This window comes from Stenotrophomonas indicatrix, assembly GCF_002750975.1.
In the GTDB taxonomy this organism is placed as follows: Bacteria; Pseudomonadota; Gammaproteobacteria; order Xanthomonadales; family Xanthomonadaceae; genus Stenotrophomonas; species Stenotrophomonas indicatrix.
Genome location: NZ_PEJS01000001.1, coordinates 2,959,196 through 2,976,029, shown reverse-complemented (window position 1 = coordinate 2,976,029; position 16,834 = coordinate 2,959,196). Strand labels below are relative to the sequence as shown.

General features: G+C 67.1%; 11 protein-coding genes and 1 pseudogene. 8 read left to right on the top strand and 4 right to left on the bottom strand.

Annotation, left to right across the window (positions count from 1 at the left end; genetic code table 11):
* Positions 1-168 precede the first annotated feature (168 nt).
* On the top strand, positions 169-5,076 hold the full coding sequence (locus tag CR918_RS13805) for an alpha-2-macroglobulin family protein (RefSeq protein ID WP_099843315.1): 4,908 nt from the start codon (positions 169-171) through the stop codon (positions 5,074-5,076).
* A gap of 49 nt (positions 5,077-5,125) precedes the next feature.
* On the top strand, positions 5,126-7,510 hold the full coding sequence (gene pbpC, locus CR918_RS13800; protein ID WP_099843313.1) for a penicillin-binding protein 1C: 2,385 nt from the start codon (positions 5,126-5,128) through the stop codon (positions 7,508-7,510).
* 712 nt (positions 7,511-8,222) lie between these two features.
* Here the strand turns inward: pbpC and CR918_RS13795 are convergent.
* Positions 8,223-8,804: a ferritin-like domain-containing protein gene (locus CR918_RS13795; protein WP_099785064.1), complete on the bottom strand. Its 582-nt coding sequence runs from the start codon at positions 8,802-8,804 to the stop codon at positions 8,223-8,225.
* A gap of 30 nt (positions 8,805-8,834) precedes the next feature.
* On the bottom strand, positions 8,835-9,317 hold the full coding sequence (locus tag CR918_RS13790) for a peroxiredoxin (RefSeq protein ID WP_025877032.1): 483 nt from the start codon (positions 9,315-9,317) through the stop codon (positions 8,835-8,837).
* 259 nt (positions 9,318-9,576) lie between these two features.
* Between CR918_RS13790 and CR918_RS13785 the strand changes: the two genes are divergently transcribed.
* The gene (locus tag CR918_RS13785) at positions 9,577-10,467 is read left to right on the top strand and encodes a DnaJ C-terminal domain-containing protein (RefSeq protein WP_025877033.1); all 891 of its coding nucleotides are present in this window, start codon (positions 9,577-9,579) and stop codon (positions 10,465-10,467) included.
* Between the two features lie 179 nt (positions 10,468-10,646).
* Here CR918_RS13785 and pilH read toward each other — a convergent pair whose 3' ends face one another.
* Both pilH and CR918_RS13775 read right to left on the bottom strand, forming a co-directional pair.
* Positions 10,647-11,018: a twitching motility response regulator PilH gene (pilH, locus tag CR918_RS13780; protein ID WP_005410644.1), complete on the bottom strand. Its 372-nt coding sequence runs from the start codon at positions 11,016-11,018 to the stop codon at positions 10,647-10,649.
* Positions 11,019-11,106: 88 nt separating this feature from the next.
* Positions 11,107-12,102 carry a YhdH/YhfP family quinone oxidoreductase gene (locus CR918_RS13775; RefSeq protein ID WP_032976611.1) on the bottom strand — a complete coding sequence of 332 codons (996 nt, stop codon included), beginning with the start codon at positions 12,100-12,102 and terminating at the stop codon, positions 11,107-11,109.
* 152 nt (positions 12,103-12,254) lie between these two features.
* On the opposite strand from CR918_RS13775, the gene hflK reads away from it, so the two are divergent.
* The 5 genes and pseudogenes from hflK to CR918_RS13750 all read left to right on the top strand — a co-directional run bounded on the left by hflK (position 12,255) and on the right by CR918_RS13750 (position 16,833).
* Complete coding sequence (gene hflK, locus CR918_RS13770) at positions 12,255-13,391, top strand: FtsH protease activity modulator HflK (protein WP_025877038.1); 1,137 nt, start codon at positions 12,255-12,257, stop codon at positions 13,389-13,391.
* Positions 13,388-14,251 carry a protease modulator HflC gene (gene hflC / locus CR918_RS13765; protein WP_025877040.1) on the top strand — a complete coding sequence of 288 codons (864 nt, stop codon included), beginning with the start codon at positions 13,388-13,390 and terminating at the stop codon, positions 14,249-14,251. Before hflK ends, hflC begins: the two co-directional genes overlap by 4 nt.
* A 67-nt stretch (positions 14,252-14,318) precedes the next feature.
* A pseudogene (locus CR918_RS13760) lies at positions 14,319-14,501 on the top strand (DUF2065 domain-containing protein); the annotation flags it as partial.
* A gap of 238 nt (positions 14,502-14,739) precedes the next feature.
* On the top strand, positions 14,740-16,032 hold the full coding sequence (locus tag CR918_RS13755; protein WP_025877044.1) for an adenylosuccinate synthase: 1,293 nt from the start codon (positions 14,740-14,742) through the stop codon (positions 16,030-16,032).
* A 144-nt stretch (positions 16,033-16,176) separates the two neighbouring features.
* On the top strand, positions 16,177-16,833 hold the full coding sequence (locus tag CR918_RS13750; RefSeq protein ID WP_099843311.1) for a hypothetical protein: 657 nt from the start codon (positions 16,177-16,179) through the stop codon (positions 16,831-16,833).
* The last annotated feature ends 1 nt before the right edge of the window (position 16,834 follow it).

Genomic DNA, 16,834 nt, shown 5'->3' with positions numbered 1-16,834 from the left:
TTTGGTAGGTGCCAACCTTGGTTGGCATGGGCCCAACGCCAACCGGGGTCGGCGGCTACCCCGCCGGGCATGGCCCGGCGCTACCGTTCCGATGCATTCCTGCCGAATCCGCGTCAACGCCTTGACGCGACGCGCCTATAATGACCACCTCGATCAAGGAGTGACGACATGAGCGGTCCGGCACGGCGGATGCGGTGGGGATGGACGGCAGCATTGCTGGCAGGAGGGCTGTTGCTGGGCCTGGCCGGTTGCCGCAACGACAGCGGGCAGCTGCCGAAGGCCAGCGGCGAAGCCATCGCCACCAAGGCCGAGCAGGTGAAGGAGTTCACCCTGCTGCGTGCCTACCCGGACCAGAAGAGTGAAGGCCTGTCGCTGGCGCTGGAGTTCTCGCGCCCGCTGGTCGGCACCCAGGACTTCGACAAGCTGGTGCGCTTCGAAGAGAAGGTCGGCAACGATGACAGCAGCTGGACCCTGTCCGATGACGGCCTGACCCTGCGCTATCCCTTCGTCGAAGCCGGCAAGGAATTCAGCCTGGTGGTCTCGCCGGACCTGCTGGCCGCCGATGGCAGCCGCCTCGGCAAGGAACTGAAGCAGAAGGTCTTCAGCGGCGAGCTGAAGCCGGTGGCCGGTTTCGCCTCGCAGGGCAGCGTGCTGCCGGCCAAGGACAGCCGCGGCCTGCCGGTGGTGTCGGTGAATGTGCCGGAGGTCGATGTCGAGTTCCTGCGCGTGCGCGAAAAGGATCTGCCGACCTTCTTCAGCCAGTACCAGCGCGGTGGTCGCCGCGGCAGCTGGGAACTGAGCAGCGACTACGAGCGCAGCCCGATCAACAAGCTGGCCGAACCGGTCTACGTCAACCGCTTCATCCTGGGTGGCAAGCAGAACGAGCGGGTGCTGACCTACCTGCCGACCCAGGACATCAAGGAACTGCAGGAGCCGGGGCTGTATTTCGCCCTGCTCAAGCGCACCGGTGACTACGAGGGCGAGTTCGATACCGCGTTCTTCTCGGTCAGCGACATCGGTCTGCACACCCGCGCGTACAAGGACAAGCTGTTCGTCCATACCGCCGCGCTGAAGGACGGTGCATCGCTGAAGGGCATCGACCTGCGCGTGCTCGATGCCAAGGGCGAAGTGGTGCTGAAGGGCAGTACCGACAGCAACGGCAATGCGCTGCTGAACTACACCCTGGATGCCACCCACGTGCTGGTGGCAAGCAGCGGCAAGGACACCAGTTTCCTGCCCTTCAACCAGCCGGCGCTGGACCTGAGCGAGTTCGCCGTGGCCGGCCGTGACAACGCCTGGTTCGATGTCTATGCCTGGTCGGGCCGCGACCTGTACCGCCCGGGTGAGACGGTGCGCCTGTCGGCGCTGCTGCGCGACAACGACGGCAAGCCGATCAAGAGCCAGCCGGTGTTCCTGCGCCTGAAGCAGCCCGATGGCAAGACCTTCCGCGAAACCCGCGTGCAGCCGGGCGAGCAGGGCTACATCAACTTCGAGCAGACCATTCCCGCCGAGGCGCCGACGGGGCGCTGGCAGGTTGAGTTCCGCACCGACCCGGCCAGCAAGGAAGCGATCCAGGGCATGACCCTGCGCATCGAAGAGTTCCTGCCCGAGCGCATGAAGCTGGACCTGGACAGCGCGCAGAAGACGCTGAAGCCGGGTGAAGACCTGCGTCTGCAGGCCAACGGCGCCTATCTGTACGGTGCCCCGGCCGACGGCAACCGCTTCACCGCGCGCATGGCGGTGGCCGCCGAGCAGAAGCCGGTGGAGGGCCTGCCGGGCTACTTCTTCGGCGACCCGACCCTGCAGCTGCCGCGCGAAGCCAAGGATGTCATCGACACCACGCTGCCGGCCAATGGCCAGCTGCGCGAAGACGTGTCGTTGCCGGAAGAGGCGACCAAGGCGAAGGCGCCGATCGCGGTGGTGCTGTCCGGCAGCCTGTATGAAACCGGTGGCCGCACGGTCACCCGCACCCTGAAGCGGGTGGTATGGCCGGCCGCCGCACTGGTCGGCGTGCGCCCGTTGTTCAATCCGGACGACGGCGCTGATTCCAACGGCAACGCGCGGTTTGAACTGATGCGCGTGGATGCGGCCGGCAAGCCGCAGCCGGCCAAGGGCCTGAAGATCACCCTGGTGCGCGAGCTGCGCGACTACCACTGGACCTTCAACGACAACCGCTGGGACTACGATTTCACCCGCCGCTTCGAAAACAAGGAAACCCGTACCGTCGATGCCGGCGGCAGCGCGGTGGCCTTCGACTTCCCGGTGGAGTGGGGCGAGTACCGGGTGGACGTGTTCGATCCGTCCACCGGCCTGACCAGCCGTTATCCGTTCCGGGCCGGCTGGAGCTGGGGCGATGACAACCGTGGCCTCGATGCCCGCCCGGACAAGGTCAAGCTGGGCCTGGACAAGACCGGCTACAAGGCCGGCGATACCCTGGAAGTGACGGTGACCCCGCCGCATGCCGGCAAGGGCGTGCTGATGGTCGAGACCGACCGCATGCTGTACGTGCAGGACATCGACGCCAAGCCCGGTGCCACCTACAAGATCCCGGTCACCGCCGATTGGGAGCGCCACGACGTCTACATCACCGCGCTGGTGTTCCGCGGTGGCAGTGCGCCGAGCAAGATCACCCCGGCCCGCGCGGTGGGCGTGGTGCACGTGCCGATGGACCGCAAGGGCCGCACCGTGGCCGTCGGCCTGGCCGCGCCCAAGCAGATGCGACCGGAGCAGGACCTGCCAGTGACGGTCAGCGCACCGCAGCTGGCCGGCAAGGTCGCGCACGTCACTGTTTCGGCCGTGGATGTGGGCATTCTCAACATCACCCGCTTCCCGGTGCCCGATGCCGGCGCGCACTTCTTCGCCCAGCGCCGCCTCGGCATCGATGCCTATGACATCTACAGCCGGGTGATCGAGAGCTTCGACGGCGGCAGCGGCAAGCTGAAGTTCGGCGGCGACATGGCGCTGCAGGCGTTGCCGCAGGCCAAGCGGCCGACCGCGCGCGTGCAGACCGTGGACCTGTTCTCCGGCCCGGTGCAGCTCGATGCCAAGGGCATTGCCCGCATTCGCCTGAAAGTGCCGGATTTCAATGGCACCCTGCGGGTGTCGGCGCTGGTCTACAGCGATGACCAGTACGGCAAGCGCGATGTGGAAACCGTGGTGCGCGCACCGATCCTGGCCGAGGCCAGCATGCCGCGCGTGCTCGCCCCGGGCGACCGCAGCACGGTGACGCTGGATGTGCAGAACTTCACCGGCAAGCCCGGTCAGTTCAACGTGCGCGTGGACAGCGAAGGCCCGCTCAGCCTGGGCGAAGGCACGCGCAGCGTGCAGCTCAATGCCGATGCCAAGACGACGTTGAGCTTCCCGTTGTCGGCGCGCGAGGGCCACAGCGTGGCCAAGGTGCGCGTGCGTGTGGATGGCAACGGCTTCAAGGCCGACCGCCGCTACGATCTGCCGGTACGCGCGGCGTGGCCGCAGGTACTGCGCTCGCAGGTGCGAACGCTCGATCCGCTGGCGGCGGTGAGCCTGGATGGCAGCCTGATGGACGGGCTGATGTCCGAATCGGTCAATGCCCGCCTGCTGGTCAGTCCGCTGCCGCCGATCCCGTTCGCCAGCGCGCTGCAGGGTGCGCTGAACTACCCGTACGGCTGTGCCGAACAGACCACCAGCAAGGGCTACGCCGCGCTGATCCTGGACCAGGCCACGTCGTCCATGCTCGGCGCTGACGGCCTGGACGCGAAGACCCGTCGCGAGCGCATGGAAGGTGCGTTCGGTCGCCTGGCGTCGATGCAGGTGGCCAACGGCAACTTCTCGATGTGGGGTGACGACGGCTACGTGAACCCGTGGCTGACCCCGTACATCGCCGAGTTCCTGCTCGATGCCAAGGACGGTGGTTTCGCGGTGCCGGACAACGTGCTGCAGAAGGCGCTGAACCGCCTGAGCGAAGACCTGCTGTCCGGTGGCAACCAGTTCTACGGCCAGGAAAAACGCGAAAGCCTGAAGTTCGCCAACCAGGCGTACTCGGGTTACGTGCTGGCCCGCGTCAACCGCGCGCCGCTGGGTACCCTGCGCACGCTGTACGACAACGAACGCAGCAAGGCCGTGGGTGGTCTGTCGCTGGTGCACCTGGGCGTGGCGCTGTCGCTGCAGGGCGATGCCAAGCGCGGCCAGGCGGCCCTTGCGGCGGGCTTTGCCAAGTCCAGCAGCGAACGCCCGTCCTACTTCGGCGACTACGGCAGTGCCGTTCGTGATGATGCGCTGATGATCGCGCTGACCCACGAAAACAAGCTGGCCAAGCCGGCATGGGATGCACGCGCGGTTGATCTTGGCCGTGGCCTGGATGCGCGCCGCAATAGTGGCTGGATGTGGCTGAGCACGCAGGAACAGGTGGCCATCGCCCGCCTCGGCAAGGCACTGGCCGCCAACCAGAAGGCGCTGGTGGCCGGTGAGCTGGTGATCGGTGGCAACAGCGAGGCCATCGGCGAACGCAAGCTGTTTGGCCGCAACTTCGATGCAGGGCAGCTGGCCGCGGGCGTGCGCTTCACCCCGCAGGGACAGCCGCCGATGTTCGCCAGCATCGACGTGGCCGGCATTCCGCGCAGCGCGCCGGCGCCGGACAACAGCGTGATCGGCGTGGAGCGCAGTTACTTCGGCACCGATGGCAAGCCGTGGTCGCCGCGTCCGCTGAAGGAGGGCGAAGCGCTGATCGTGCGCGTCACCATCACCGCCGACAGCGAGATGCCCGATGCGCTGCTGACCGACCTGCTGCCGGCAGGCCTGGAGATCGAGAACCTCAACCTGGGCGATGCCAAGCAGTGGGCCGATGTGGTGGTCGATGGCATCACCATCAGCGACCGCAGCGAAGCGGCCGATACCAAGCACGAGGAGTTCCGCGATGACCGCTACGTGGCGGCGCTGAAGCTCTCGCGTGGCAGCAAGGCCAACGTGTTCTACCTGGTGCGTGCGGTCACTCCGGGTACCTACACGGTGCCGCCGTCGCTGGTGGAGGACATGTACCGGCCGCAGCTGCGTGGCGTCGGCCGCAGCAGCCCGACCACGTTGACGGTGGTACAGCCGTGATCGTGCGGACGGGCCGCGACGGCGCGGCCCGTCCCACTGGATGCCGTGGATGAAGGTGAGATCGCTGAAAACGCGGCTGCCGCGCCTGCGGCAGCGGCTGCAACCGCTGTGGCCGTGGCTGCGCTGGGGCACGACGGCGTTGCTGGTGCTGCTGCTGGTACTGGATTTCGCCTTCCCGCCGCCGTTGCCCCGGCAACGCGACACCAGCACGCTGGTGGTCGCCGCTGACGGCAGCCCGATGCGGGCGTTCGCCGATGCCGAGGGCGTGTGGCGCTATCCGGCGTCGGTCGACAGCGTGTCGCCGCTGTACCTGCAGGCGCTGCTGACCTACGAGGATCGCTGGTTCTGGCAGCACCCGGGCATCAATCCGCTGGCGATCCTGCGTGCCGGTGGGCAGCTTCTGCGAGGTGGCCGCATCGTCTCCGGAGGCTCGACCCTGACCATGCAGGTGGCGCGCATTCTCGATCCGCATACGCGCACGCCCTGGGGCAAGCTGAAGCAGATGCTGCGTGCGGTGCAGCTTGAGGTGCACCTGTCCAAGCGCGAGATCCTCGCGTTGTATCTGGAGCGCGCGCCCTACGGTGGCACCATCGAAGGCGTGGAGGCGGCCAGCTGGGCCTACCTCGGTAAGCCGGCCGCGCAGCTTTCGCATGCCGAGGCCGCGTTGCTGGCGGTGCTGCCACAGGCACCCAGCCGTTTGCGCCCGGATCGTCATCCCGAAGCCGCGCAGAAGGCTCGCGACAAGGTACTGGCGCGCATGGCCGAGCTCGGCGCATGGACGCCGGAGGAAGTGGAAGATGCGCGCATCGAGAACGTGGTCGCACGCTCGCTGCGTCCACCACTGCACGCGGCACTGCTGGCCCAGCGCCTGCACTCGGCGCATCCAGGGCAGGCGCGGATCCAGAGCAGCATCGACATCGGCCTGCAGCGCACCCTTGAAGAGCGCGTGGCCAGCTATTTCTCCACGCTGCCCGAGCGCACGTCAGCCGCACTGCTGGTGGTCGACAACCAGACCCTGCAGGCGCGTGCGTATGTCGGCACGCTGTCTTTCGGTGATCGGCAACGGCTGGGCCACGTGGACATGGTGCAGGCCTGGCGCTCGCCGGGCTCCACGCTGAAGCCGTTTCTGTATGCGATGGCACTCGATGATGGCCTGATCCATTCCGAGAGCTTGCTGGTGGATGCGCCGCAGAGCTTCGGCAGCTATCGGCCGGGCAACTTCGACATGGCCTTCAACGGGCCGGTCAGTGCTGCCAGTGCGCTGCGCCTGTCGCTGAACGTGCCGTCGGTCGACCTGCTGCAGCGGGTAGGTGCGGCACGCTTCGCCGCGCGCCTGTCGCACGCCGGCATCCAGTTGCGCTTCCCGCCGGGCAGTTCGCCCAATCTGTCGCTGATCCTCGGCGGCACCGGCGCACGGCTGGAAGACCTGGTCGGTGCGTTCGCTGCGCTCAACCGCAACGGCATTGCCGGCCGCGTGCGCTACACCGATGACGAACCGATGATCGAGCGGCGGCTGGCTTCGCCCGGTGCCAGCTGGATCGTGCGCGAGATGCTGGAATCGAATCCGCGCCCGGGGTACGGCGTTGGCACGTTCGACGTTGGCGGGCGGCCGCGCGTGGCCTGGAAGACCGGAACCAGCTATGGCTACCGCGATGCGTGGGCGATCGGCAGTACCCGCCACTACACCGTGGGCGTGTGGGTGGGGCGCCCCGATGGCACGCCGTTGCCGGGGCAGTACGGCGCGGTCACCGCCTTGCCGTTGATGTTCGAGGTGGTCGACAGCCTGCCGCGCCAACGCGGCGATGCGGCGGCCGCGCCGATGCCGGCCAGCGTGACCCAGGCAGACATCTGCTGGCCAACTGGAGAACTGGCCGAAGGGTTGCCAGCGGCACTCTGCCAGCGACGCCTGTCGGCCTATCTGCTGGACGGTGCGGCACCGCCGACGTTCCCCGAACGCGAGGCACGGCGATGGCAGCCTGGCCGCCAACGCTACCTGGCTGACGCGCGCACCGGACTGCGCGTATCGGCTGATTGCAGCGCGCCGCATGAGGAAGTCGCGCGGGAAATCGCGCGATGGCCGGCGCTGTTGTCACCCTGGCTACCCAAGGCCACCCGCGATGCCTCACAGCTTCCCGCACTGTCGCCGGACTGTCGCGATGATGGTCGCGAGGCCAGCGTGGCCCTGCATATCGATGGCCTCAATGAAGGCGCGACGCTGGCGCGTGCACCCAATGCCGAACACGGCGTACGCCTGCAGCTGCGCGCATTGGGCAGCGAACAGGCCGTGGACTGGCTGCTGGATGGTCGATGGATCGCGCAGACGCGCGGTGCGCAGCTGATGCAGCGCGAGTTCGCCGATCCGGGGGCGCATACGTTGACCGCGCTGGCTGCTGACGGCGCCTGGACGCAGGTACGGTTCAACGTGCTGCGGTAGCGCCGGGCCATGCCCGGCGGATGTCACGTGATCGGGCACCAACCCGCCGGGCATGGCCCGGCGCTACCGGTCCGCCAAGACCCGGTAGGTGCCAACCTTGGTTGGCACACGCAGACGCTGCCCACCAAGGTGGGCGACTACCAGGGCGTTCGCCGGGCATGGCCCGGCGCTACCGGTCCACCATGACCCGGCAGTCCACCAGGACCCGGTAGGTGCCAACCTTAGTTGGCACGCGCAGACGCCGCCCACCAAGGTGGGCAACTACCAGGGCGTTCGCTGGCATGGCCCGGCGCTACCGGTCCACCATGACCCGGTAGGTGCCAACCTTGGTTGGCACGCGCGGAAGCCGCCCACCAAGGTGGGCGACTACCAGGCGTTCGCTGACATGGAAGGGCGCTACCGGTCCACCATGACCCGGTAGGTGCCAACCGTGGTGGCACGCGCAGAAGCCGCCCACCAAGGTGGGCGACTACCAGGACGTTCGCTGGCATGGCCCGGCGCTACCGGTCCACCATGACCCGGTAGGTGCCAACCTTGGTTGGCACGCGCAGACGCCGCCCACCAAGGTGGGCATCTACCAGGGCGTTCGCTGGCACGGCCCGGCGCTACCGATCCACCAGGACCCGGTAGTTGCCAACCTTGGTTGGCACGCGCGGAAGCCGCCCACCAAGGTGGGCGACTACCAGGGCGTTCGCCCGGGCATGGCCTGGCGCTACTCCCCGATCCAGCCATCCAGCAGGTCGGCGAACTCATCGGCGTGCTCCTCCTCCTGCGCCAGGATCTCCTCCAGGATGCGCTTGGTGGTGGTATCGCTGTCGCCGATGAAGTTGATCATCTCGCGGTAGCTGTCGATGGCGATGCGCTCGGCCACCAGATTCTCGCGGACCATGTCGCGCAGGTCGCTGCCTTCCTTGTATTCGGCGTGCGAGCGTGCGGTCAGCGTGTCCGGATTGAGGTCAGGCTCGCCGCCGAGCTGGACGATGCGTTCGGCCAGCTTGCCGGCGTGCGCCTGCTCCTGTTGTGCGTGCTCGAGGAACTCGTCCTTGACCGCATCGGCCAGCATGCCCTTGGCCATGAAGTAGTGCCGGTAATAGCGCAGCACGCATACATATTCGGTGGCCAGCGCGTCGTTGAGCAGCTTGATCACCACCTTGCGGTCGGCGCTGTAGCTGTCGGTGATCGCTCCGTCTTCGATGTTCTTCCGTGCCCGCTCGCGCAGGGTCTGGCGATCACTGATGCCAGCGACCTTGGCGGAAGGGGAGGTGTTGCTGGCTTTGGCTGGCTTGTTGGACATGGCTGGCCGGTTTCCTCTGCAGTCAGGGTTTCAGGTGGGCAGGTGATCCAGTACGTAGTCGGCTGATGACACCTCGAACTGGCCGGGCTCCTCGATCCAGGCCGCGCGCACCGTGCCGTCCACCACGTACAGGGCAAAGCGACGCGAACGCGTGCCCATGCCGGATGAACTTGCATCCAGCTCCAGGCCAAGTGCACGGGTCAGTTCGGCATTGCCGTCGGACAACATCAGCAGACCGTCGGGTACGTGCTGGTCGGTGGCCCAGGCTTTCATCACGAACGGGTCGTTGACCGCCACGCAGTAGACATCGATGCCGCGATGGCGGAACGCCTCGAACTTTTCCACGTACCCGGGCAGGTGGCGGGCCGAGCAGGTGGGGGTGAACGCACCGGGCACGGCGAACAGCACCACCTTGCGCCCGTCGAACAGGGCGTGGGTATCGAGGGTCTCGATGCCTTCGCGGATGCGCTTGAGAGTGACTTCCGGAATACGGTCGCCGACATGGATGGTCATGGGAACTCCTTGCTGGGTGAGGGTAGGGGCCAGGAGGGGACGGACGCGTCAAGACATTGGAAAACCCATGTATACACCCCATCTCCGTCGTCCGCGGCGGGCGGTCAGCCACAGCATGGGGCCGGGCGATGGCAGGCGCATTGCGCTGGATCAGTCGGCCTCACCGTCGCCGCACGACCGGCGGCGTAGCATCGCCGGCGCGTAGAATGAACCCGGGGCGGCGCCCACCGGCGCGGCCGAAGCGAATCGAGGTAGCTGGATGGAATTCAAGGATTATTACGCCACCCTGGGGGTGGAACCGAGCGCGGGCGAGGCGGAGATCAAGACCGCCTATCGCCGGCTGGCACGCAAGTACCACCCGGACGTCAGCAAGGAGGCCGGGGCCGAGGACAAGTTCAAGGCCATCAACGAGGCCTACGAGGCGTTGCGCGATCCCGAGAAGCGCGCGGCCTATGACCAGTTGCGTGCGCAGGGCTATCGCCCGGGCGAGGAATTCAACGTGCCGCCGAACTACGGCGGTGGCGGTTTCAATTTCGAGGAAGTGTTCGGCGGCGGTGGCCCCAACGGTGGTTTCAGCGACTTCTTCGAGAGCCTGTTCGCGCGCCAGCGCGGCGGCCAGGGCGCAGGCCCGGGCCCGGGCTTCAGCAGCCATGGCCATGCGCCCAACCGCGATACCCGGGCCAAGCTGTCGGTACCGCTGGAGGCGGCCTACAACGGCGACAGCCTGCGCATCACCGTTAACGGCAAGCAGCTGGACGTGCGCGTGCCCAAGGGCATCCGTCCCGGGCAGGTGATCCGCCTGGCCGGGCAGGGCAATCACGGCGGCAACCTGCTGCTGGAAGTGGAGTACGCCGCGCATCCGCAGTTCGAGGTCGACGGCCGCAACATCCTGTACACGCTGCCGGTCACCCCGTGGCAGGCGGCGTTGGGCACCAGCATCAGCGTGCCGACCCTGGGCGGCGCGGTGGAACTGAAGATTCCGGCCGATTCCGACGCCGGTCGCAAGCTGCGGCTGCGTGGGCGCGGCCTGCCGGGCAGCCCGGAGGGCGACCAGATCGTCGAGCTGGAGATTGTCGCCCCGGCGGCGACGGACGACGCGCAGAAGAAGGCCTATCGGAATCTGGCCAAGGCGTTTGGCGAAACAATCTGAAATCTGCTTCGGTGGGTGCGGACCACGGTCCGCACGTCTTGCGGTAGTGCCGGCCGCTGGCCGGCAGAGGCGTGCCAACCAAGGTTGGCATCTACCAGAGCAAAGGCGTGCCAACCAAGGTTGGCACCTACCAGAGCAGAGGCGTGCCAACCAAGGTTGGCGTCTACCGGAGCGGTGGGTCAGCCTTGACCGGCGAACACCCGCTCCAGCACTTCGGACAGTTCGTCTTCCGAGAACGGCTTGGTGATGTAGGCCTTGGCGCCCTGGCGCATGCCCCACATGCGGTCGGTGTCCTGGTCCTTGGTGGTCACCAGGATCACCGGAATGTGCCGGGTCGCCTCATCGCGGGCGAGCGTGCGGGTCGCCTGGAAGCCATTGAGGTTGGGCATCACCACGTCCATCAGCACCAGGTCGGGCAGCTCGGCCTTGGCGGTCTCCACCCCGGCCGCACCATCGGTGGCGGTCAGGATCTGGTGCCCGAGCTTCTCGACGATGCGCTGTATCCCCAACAGCTGCGACGGTGAGTCGTCGACGATCAGAATGCGTGCCATGTTGTTCCCCATGTGATGCCGGAAGTGTAGTGCCGGCATCCTGTTGGCGGGAGGGCGACGGCTGCCGTCCGTCGCCTGCCTGCGACGTTCAGTCGATCCGCACCACCGTGCGGCCAAGCGAGCCGCCCGCCAGCATGCGATCGAACACCGCAGGCAGACCGTCCAGACCGACTTCGGCGGTGCAGATGCGGTCCAGGTGCTGCGGTTTCCACGCGTCACCCAAGCGTGCCCACACTTCTTCGCGCAGCGCGCGCGGGGCATTGGCCGACGAAACGCCGAGCAGCGAGACACCGCGCAGGATGAAGGGCATCACGGTCATGTCCAGCGTCGGGCTGGCGGCCAGTCCCGCACTGACCACGCTGCCGTAAGGCACGGTCTGGGCCAGCAGACTGGCCAGCATCGGCCCGCCGGCGTTGTCCAGGCCACCGCCGAAACGTGCCGACTGCAGCGGACCGGTGTCGGCAAGGGCGTCACGCGGCAGCACCTCGGCAGCACCGATACCGCGCAGGAAGTCGCTCTGTTCCGGTTTGCCGCTGATCGCGTGTACGGCATAGCCGGCGCGGCTGAAGATGTCCACGGCCAGTGCCCCGACCCCACCGCTGGCGCCGGTAACCGCCAGTGGCCCAAGCTCGGGCGTCTGCCGGTTGTCCTGCAGGCGCAGCAGCGCCAGCGCGGCGGTGAAGCCGGCGGTGCCCAGTACCATCGCCTCGCGTGGGCTCAAGCCCGCCGGCTGGGCGATGACCGCGCTCGATTCCAGTCGCACGTACTGGCTGTAGCCGCCATCACGGGTTTCGCTGAGGCCACAGCCGGTGGCAAGTACCGCATCACCCTCGCGCCAGGCCGGATCGGTGGAGGCGACCACCGTGCCGGCCACGTCGATCCCGCCCACCAGCGGGAAGCGGCGCAGGATGCGGCCTTTGCCGGTGCCGGCCAGGGCATCCTTGTAGTTGACCGAGGACCAGTGGGCGCGGATCAGCACCTGGCCGGGGTTGAGGTCGTCCAGACGCAGCGGGACCAGGCCGCTGCGGTAGCCGGCGTCGTCTTTTTCGATGCGGAAGGCGGTGAACGGGGTGGTGGGGGCCATCGGCGCTGCCTGACTTCGAGGAAAACGCCACCTTACCCGCTCAGGCCCCTTTCAATCCTGCCGGTCCGCCCCATCTTGTATGATCGGTAGTGGTTAACGGCTGGCGTTGCGGGAAGGGCCCGCGTCGCAGCCCACATCTTGATGGAGCGTGCATGGCCTGGAATACACCCGGCGGCAACAAGGGCGGACAAGGCCCCGAGGACAATCGACGCGGGCCGTTCGGGTCGCGCGGCGGTGGCAATGGTGGCGGCTGGGGCGGATTGCCCGGACCGCTGAAGGATCTGTTCGACGGCGGCATCCTGCGTTGGGTGGTGGCGGCAGTGGTCCTGCTGGTGCTGTTCTCCAGCTTCCAGCTGATCGGCGAACAGCAGCGTGGCGTGGTGCTGCGCTTCGGCCAGTTCTCGCGCGTCCTGACCCCTGGCCCGAACTTCAAGTTGCCCTGGCCGATCGAATCGGTCACCAAGGTCAACGCCACCGAGATCAAGACCTTCTCGATCCAGGTGCCGGTGCTGACCCGCGATGAGAACATCGTCAATGTCTCGTTGAACGTCCAGTACCGCATCGATGACCCGCAGCAGTACCTGTTCGGCACCGTTGATGCCAACCAGGTGCTGGAACAGTCGGCGCAGAGCGCGGTGCGCGAGGAAGTCGGTCGCGCCGACCTCAACGCCGTATTGAACAACCGTGGCCCGCTGGCCGTGGCCGCCGAAGAGCGCCTGCAGACATTGCTGCGTGCCTTCAAGACCGGTCTGACCGTGACCGGCCTGACCCTGCAGGACGCCCGTCCGCCGGAGGAGGTCAAGCCGGCCTTCGACGAGGTCAACGGTGCCCAGCAGGTCAAGGAGCGCCTGATCAACGAAGCCCAGGCCTATGCGGCCAAGGTCGTGCCTGAAGCGCGTGGCCAGGCCTCGCGTGCCCGTACCACCGCCGAGGGCTACAAGCAGGCCGTGGTGTCCAAGGCCGAGGGTGATGGTCAGCGCTTCAGCCTGCTGCAGGCCCAGTACAAGGACGCACCGGAAGTCACCCGCAAGCGCCTGTGGCTGGAAACGGTGCAGCAGGTGCTGAGCGAGAACCGCAAGGTCATTGGTGGCGATGGCCGCCAGCTGATCTACGTGCCGATGACCGGTGATACCCGTGCCAGCACCTCGGCACCGGCGCCGGTGCCGAACCCCGATGTGGTGATGCCGTCGCTGCCGGGTACCACCGCAGTGGAAGCTTCCCGTGATCCGGGCCGGCCGGTGGGCCGCCCGACCGGGCGTTCGAGCGGCCGTGAGGAGGGCAGCCGATGAGAAATTCAATCTGGATCGCCGTTGTCGTAGCGGTGCTGCTGGGCCTGCTCGGCTCGGTGTACGTGGTTCGTGAGGACCAGACCGCCATGGTCCTGAACCTGGGCAAGGTGGTGCGTTCGGACATCAAGCCGGGCCTGCACTTCAAGCTGCCGGTGGTGGAAACGGTGCGGGTGTTCGACCGCCGCTTCCAGGTGCTGGACACCGCGCCGGCCCGTTACTTCACGGCCGAGCAGAAGGACGTCAGCGTCGACTTCTTCGCCATCGGTTACATCTCCAACGTGGGTGATTACTTCCGTGCCACCGGTGGCGATCCGCGTATCGCCAACGCCCGCCTGGCACCGATCATCACCGACTCGCTGCGCAACCAGATCAACTCGCGCACCCTGCAGCAGCTGGTCTCCGGCGACCGCAGCGAGCTGATCGCCGAGCAGCTGAAGGGCATCAACGAAGCCGTTGCCGGGCTGGGCATGCAGATGATCGACCTGCGCATCAAGCAGGTGGACCTGCCCACCGACAGCCAGGTGATCAATGACGTGTACGAGCGCATGCGCGCCCAGCGCAAGCAGGAAGCCGCCAAGCTGCGCGCCGAGGGCGAGGAGCAGTCGCTGACCATCCGCGCCCAGGCTGACCGTGACAGCACCGTGCTGATCGCAGAAGCCGAACGCGATGCCCAGCGCCTGCGTGGTGAAGGCGATGCCGAGGCCGCGCGCATCTACGGCAAGGCCGGTTCGGCTGACCCGTCGTTCTACGCGTTCTACCGCAGCCTCGAGGCCTACCGCGGCTCGATGACCGACGGCAACGGCGTGATCGTGCTGGACAAGAACGACCCGTTCCTGCAGTACCTCAAGAACGATCGCTGAGTCCGCACGGCAGTACCTCACGGGGCCCGGCCATACGCCGGGCCTCGTGCTTTTCCGGAGTTCCCCCATGAAAGATCTGTTCGCCGCCGTCTGTCTGGTCGCGGTGCTGGAAGGCCTGTTGCTGTTCGTGGCCCCCGTGGCCTGGAAGCGCATGGCCGAACGCCTGCTGGACCTGCCCAGCCCGGCCCTGCGCAGCTTCGGTGGCCTGGTCCTGCTGGCCGGGTTGAGCCTGCTGTGGTGGGTGCGGCACTACCGGGGCGGGGTGGCTGACCGGCTGGTGAAGCCGCCCATCGGAAAGGTGGCACCGGACCCCGGAAACCCGGATAATGCACAAAAGCCGGACGGGCCTCCCCGTTCGGCTTTTTCCGTGTCTGGGCCTTCCATCGCCGGCCGCTCCCCGTTTGGAGCCGCCACCCAAGCGCTGGCCAGCCCCGCTGCGGTTTACCCGTCCGCGGCCCCGATGGCCGCAACAAATAGAGGAACCCGTCATGGGTCAGTCTGTCGTAGTGCTTGGTGCCCAGTGGGGCGATGAAGGCAAGGGCAAGATCGTCGATCTGCTCACTGAGGAAATCGGCGCCGTCGTGCGCTTCCAGGGCGGCCACAATGCCGGCCACACCCTGGTCATCAACGGCAAGAAGACCGTCCTGCACCTGATCCCGTCGGGCATCCTGCGTGACGATGCGCTGTGCCTGATCGGCAACGGCGTGGTGATCTCGCCGGCCGCGCTGCAGAAGGAAATCGCCGAGCTGGAAACCTCCGGCGTGGAAGTGCGTTCGCGCCTGAAGATCTCCCCGGCCGCGCCGCTGATCATGCCGTACCACATCGCCCTGGACCAGGCGCGCGAACGCGCTGCCGGCGGCAAGGCGATCGGCACCACCGGTCGTGGCATCGGCCCGGCCTACGAAGACAAGGTGGCGCGTCGCGGCATCCGCATCGCCGACCTGCATTATCCGAAGCAGCTGGAAGAACTCCTGCGCACCGCGCTGGATTACCACAACTTCGTGCTGACCAAGTACCTGAACACCGACGCGGTCGATTTCCAGAAGACCTTCGACGAGGCGCTGGCCTTCGGCGAGTACGTGCAGCCGATGAAGTCGGACGTTGCCGGCATCCTGCATGACCTGCGCAAGCAGGGTAAGCGCGTGCTGTTCGAAGGTGCGCAGGGCGCGCTGCTGGACATCGACCACGGTACCTACCCGTACGTCACCAGCTCCAACACCACCGTCGGTGGTGCGCTGGCCGGTGCCGGCGTCGGCGCCGATGCGATCGACTACGTGCTGGGCATTGCCAAGGCCTACGCGACCCGCGTTGGCGGCGGCCCGTTCCCGACCGAGCTGGACGATGAAATCGGCCAGGGCATCCGCGACCGCGGCGCCGAATACGGTGCCTCGACCGGCCGCCCGCGTCGCTGTGGCTGGATGGACATCGTCGCGCTGAAGCGCGCCGTGGCCATCAACGGCATCAGCGGCCTGTGCATCACCAAGCTGGACGTGCTGGACGGCATGGAAAAGCTGAAGGTCTGCATCGCCTACGAATACAACGGCAAGCGTACCGAGTACGCGCCGCTGGACGCGCAGGGCTGGGAAGAGTGCACCCCGGTGTACCTGGAGTTCCCGGGCTGGACCGAAAACACCCACGGCATCACCAACTGGGACGACCTGCCGCCGGCCGCACGCGCCTACCTGCGTTCGCTGGAAGAGCTGGCCGGCTGCCCGATCAGCATTGTCTCCACCGGCCCGGACCGCGACCACACCATGGTCCTGCAGGATCCGTTCGCCTGAGTGATGCGGCGATGCCAGGCTGTGCCTGGCAATGCTGCCGCACCGGTAGCGCCGGGCCATGCCCGGCGTCGCTGAAAGAAGAAGCCCCGCGAAAGCGGGGCTTTTTCGTTAGTGTGTACGCAATGCCAGCAGGGAAGCGGATCGATGACCGGCGATGTCAGCGCGAAAGGGACGCGGGTGCTGCGGATCACCCTGTGGGTGTTCTGGGGCCTGTGGGCAGTCGCCTGTGTGGTGCTGGCGGTGGGCGCCGTGGCCAACCACCTGGCGTCACGCACGCAGACCCTGCCGCTGGTGCTGAGCCCCGGTGCTAGCGCGGAGATCACGGTCTACCGCTTCATTGATGATCGTCTGCGGTTGCGGCTGCGTTACCCGCCCAACGCCGCCGACCCAGCCCTCGACCCCGACGTGCTGATGCGTGTCGACACCCCCAACGAGCATGCGGACTTCCGTGCGGGCGTGCGTTCTGGCCCAGCCGGGACGGATGTTGTGCGCAGGCTGGAAACCGTTGAAACGGCTGTTTTTACCGCCGCGTACTTCGGCTATGGCCGCGGTGATGCATTGCCCCGTGGCCGCTCCTGGCTGCGGGTGACCGTGCTGGAAGTGGAGCCGGCGCTGGCCGGCAGGCCGGCAACGATCGAAGTGCAGCCGCCGTTGGATCTTCTGAAACTGACCGACCTGGACTACCTCTGGTTGTGGCCGTTCTTCTTCTGGAAACTGGCAGCGCTGCTGCTGCTGGTTCCAGGCATCGCACTGGTGATCTTCACCATCGCGCTGCGCAGGCAGCGTCCACGCGCTGCCTAGG

Coding starts and splice junctions, on each gene's coding strand:
- CR918_RS13805 (WP_099843315.1), top strand. CDS start 169: ATGAGCGGTCCGGCACGGCGGATGCGGTGGGGATGGACGGCAGCATTG.
- pbpC (WP_099843313.1), top strand. CDS start 5,126: ATGAAGGTGAGATCGCTGAAAACGCGGCTGCCGCGCCTGCGGCAGCGG.
- CR918_RS13795 (WP_099785064.1), bottom strand. CDS start 8,804: ATGTCCAACAAGCCAGCCAAAGCCAGCAACACCTCCCCTTCCGCCAAG.
- CR918_RS13790 (WP_025877032.1), bottom strand. CDS start 9,317: ATGACCATCCATGTCGGCGACCGTATTCCGGAAGTCACTCTCAAGCGC.
- CR918_RS13785 (WP_025877033.1), top strand. CDS start 9,577: ATGGAATTCAAGGATTATTACGCCACCCTGGGGGTGGAACCGAGCGCG.
- pilH (WP_005410644.1), bottom strand. CDS start 11,018: ATGGCACGCATTCTGATCGTCGACGACTCACCGTCGCAGCTGTTGGGG.
- CR918_RS13775 (WP_032976611.1), bottom strand. CDS start 12,102: ATGGCCCCCACCACCCCGTTCACCGCCTTCCGCATCGAAAAAGACGAC.
- hflK (WP_025877038.1), top strand. CDS start 12,255: ATGGCCTGGAATACACCCGGCGGCAACAAGGGCGGACAAGGCCCCGAG.
- hflC (WP_025877040.1), top strand. CDS start 13,388: ATGAGAAATTCAATCTGGATCGCCGTTGTCGTAGCGGTGCTGCTGGGC.
- CR918_RS13755 (WP_025877044.1), top strand. CDS start 14,740: ATGGGTCAGTCTGTCGTAGTGCTTGGTGCCCAGTGGGGCGATGAAGGC.
- CR918_RS13750 (WP_099843311.1), top strand. CDS start 16,177: ATGACCGGCGATGTCAGCGCGAAAGGGACGCGGGTGCTGCGGATCACC.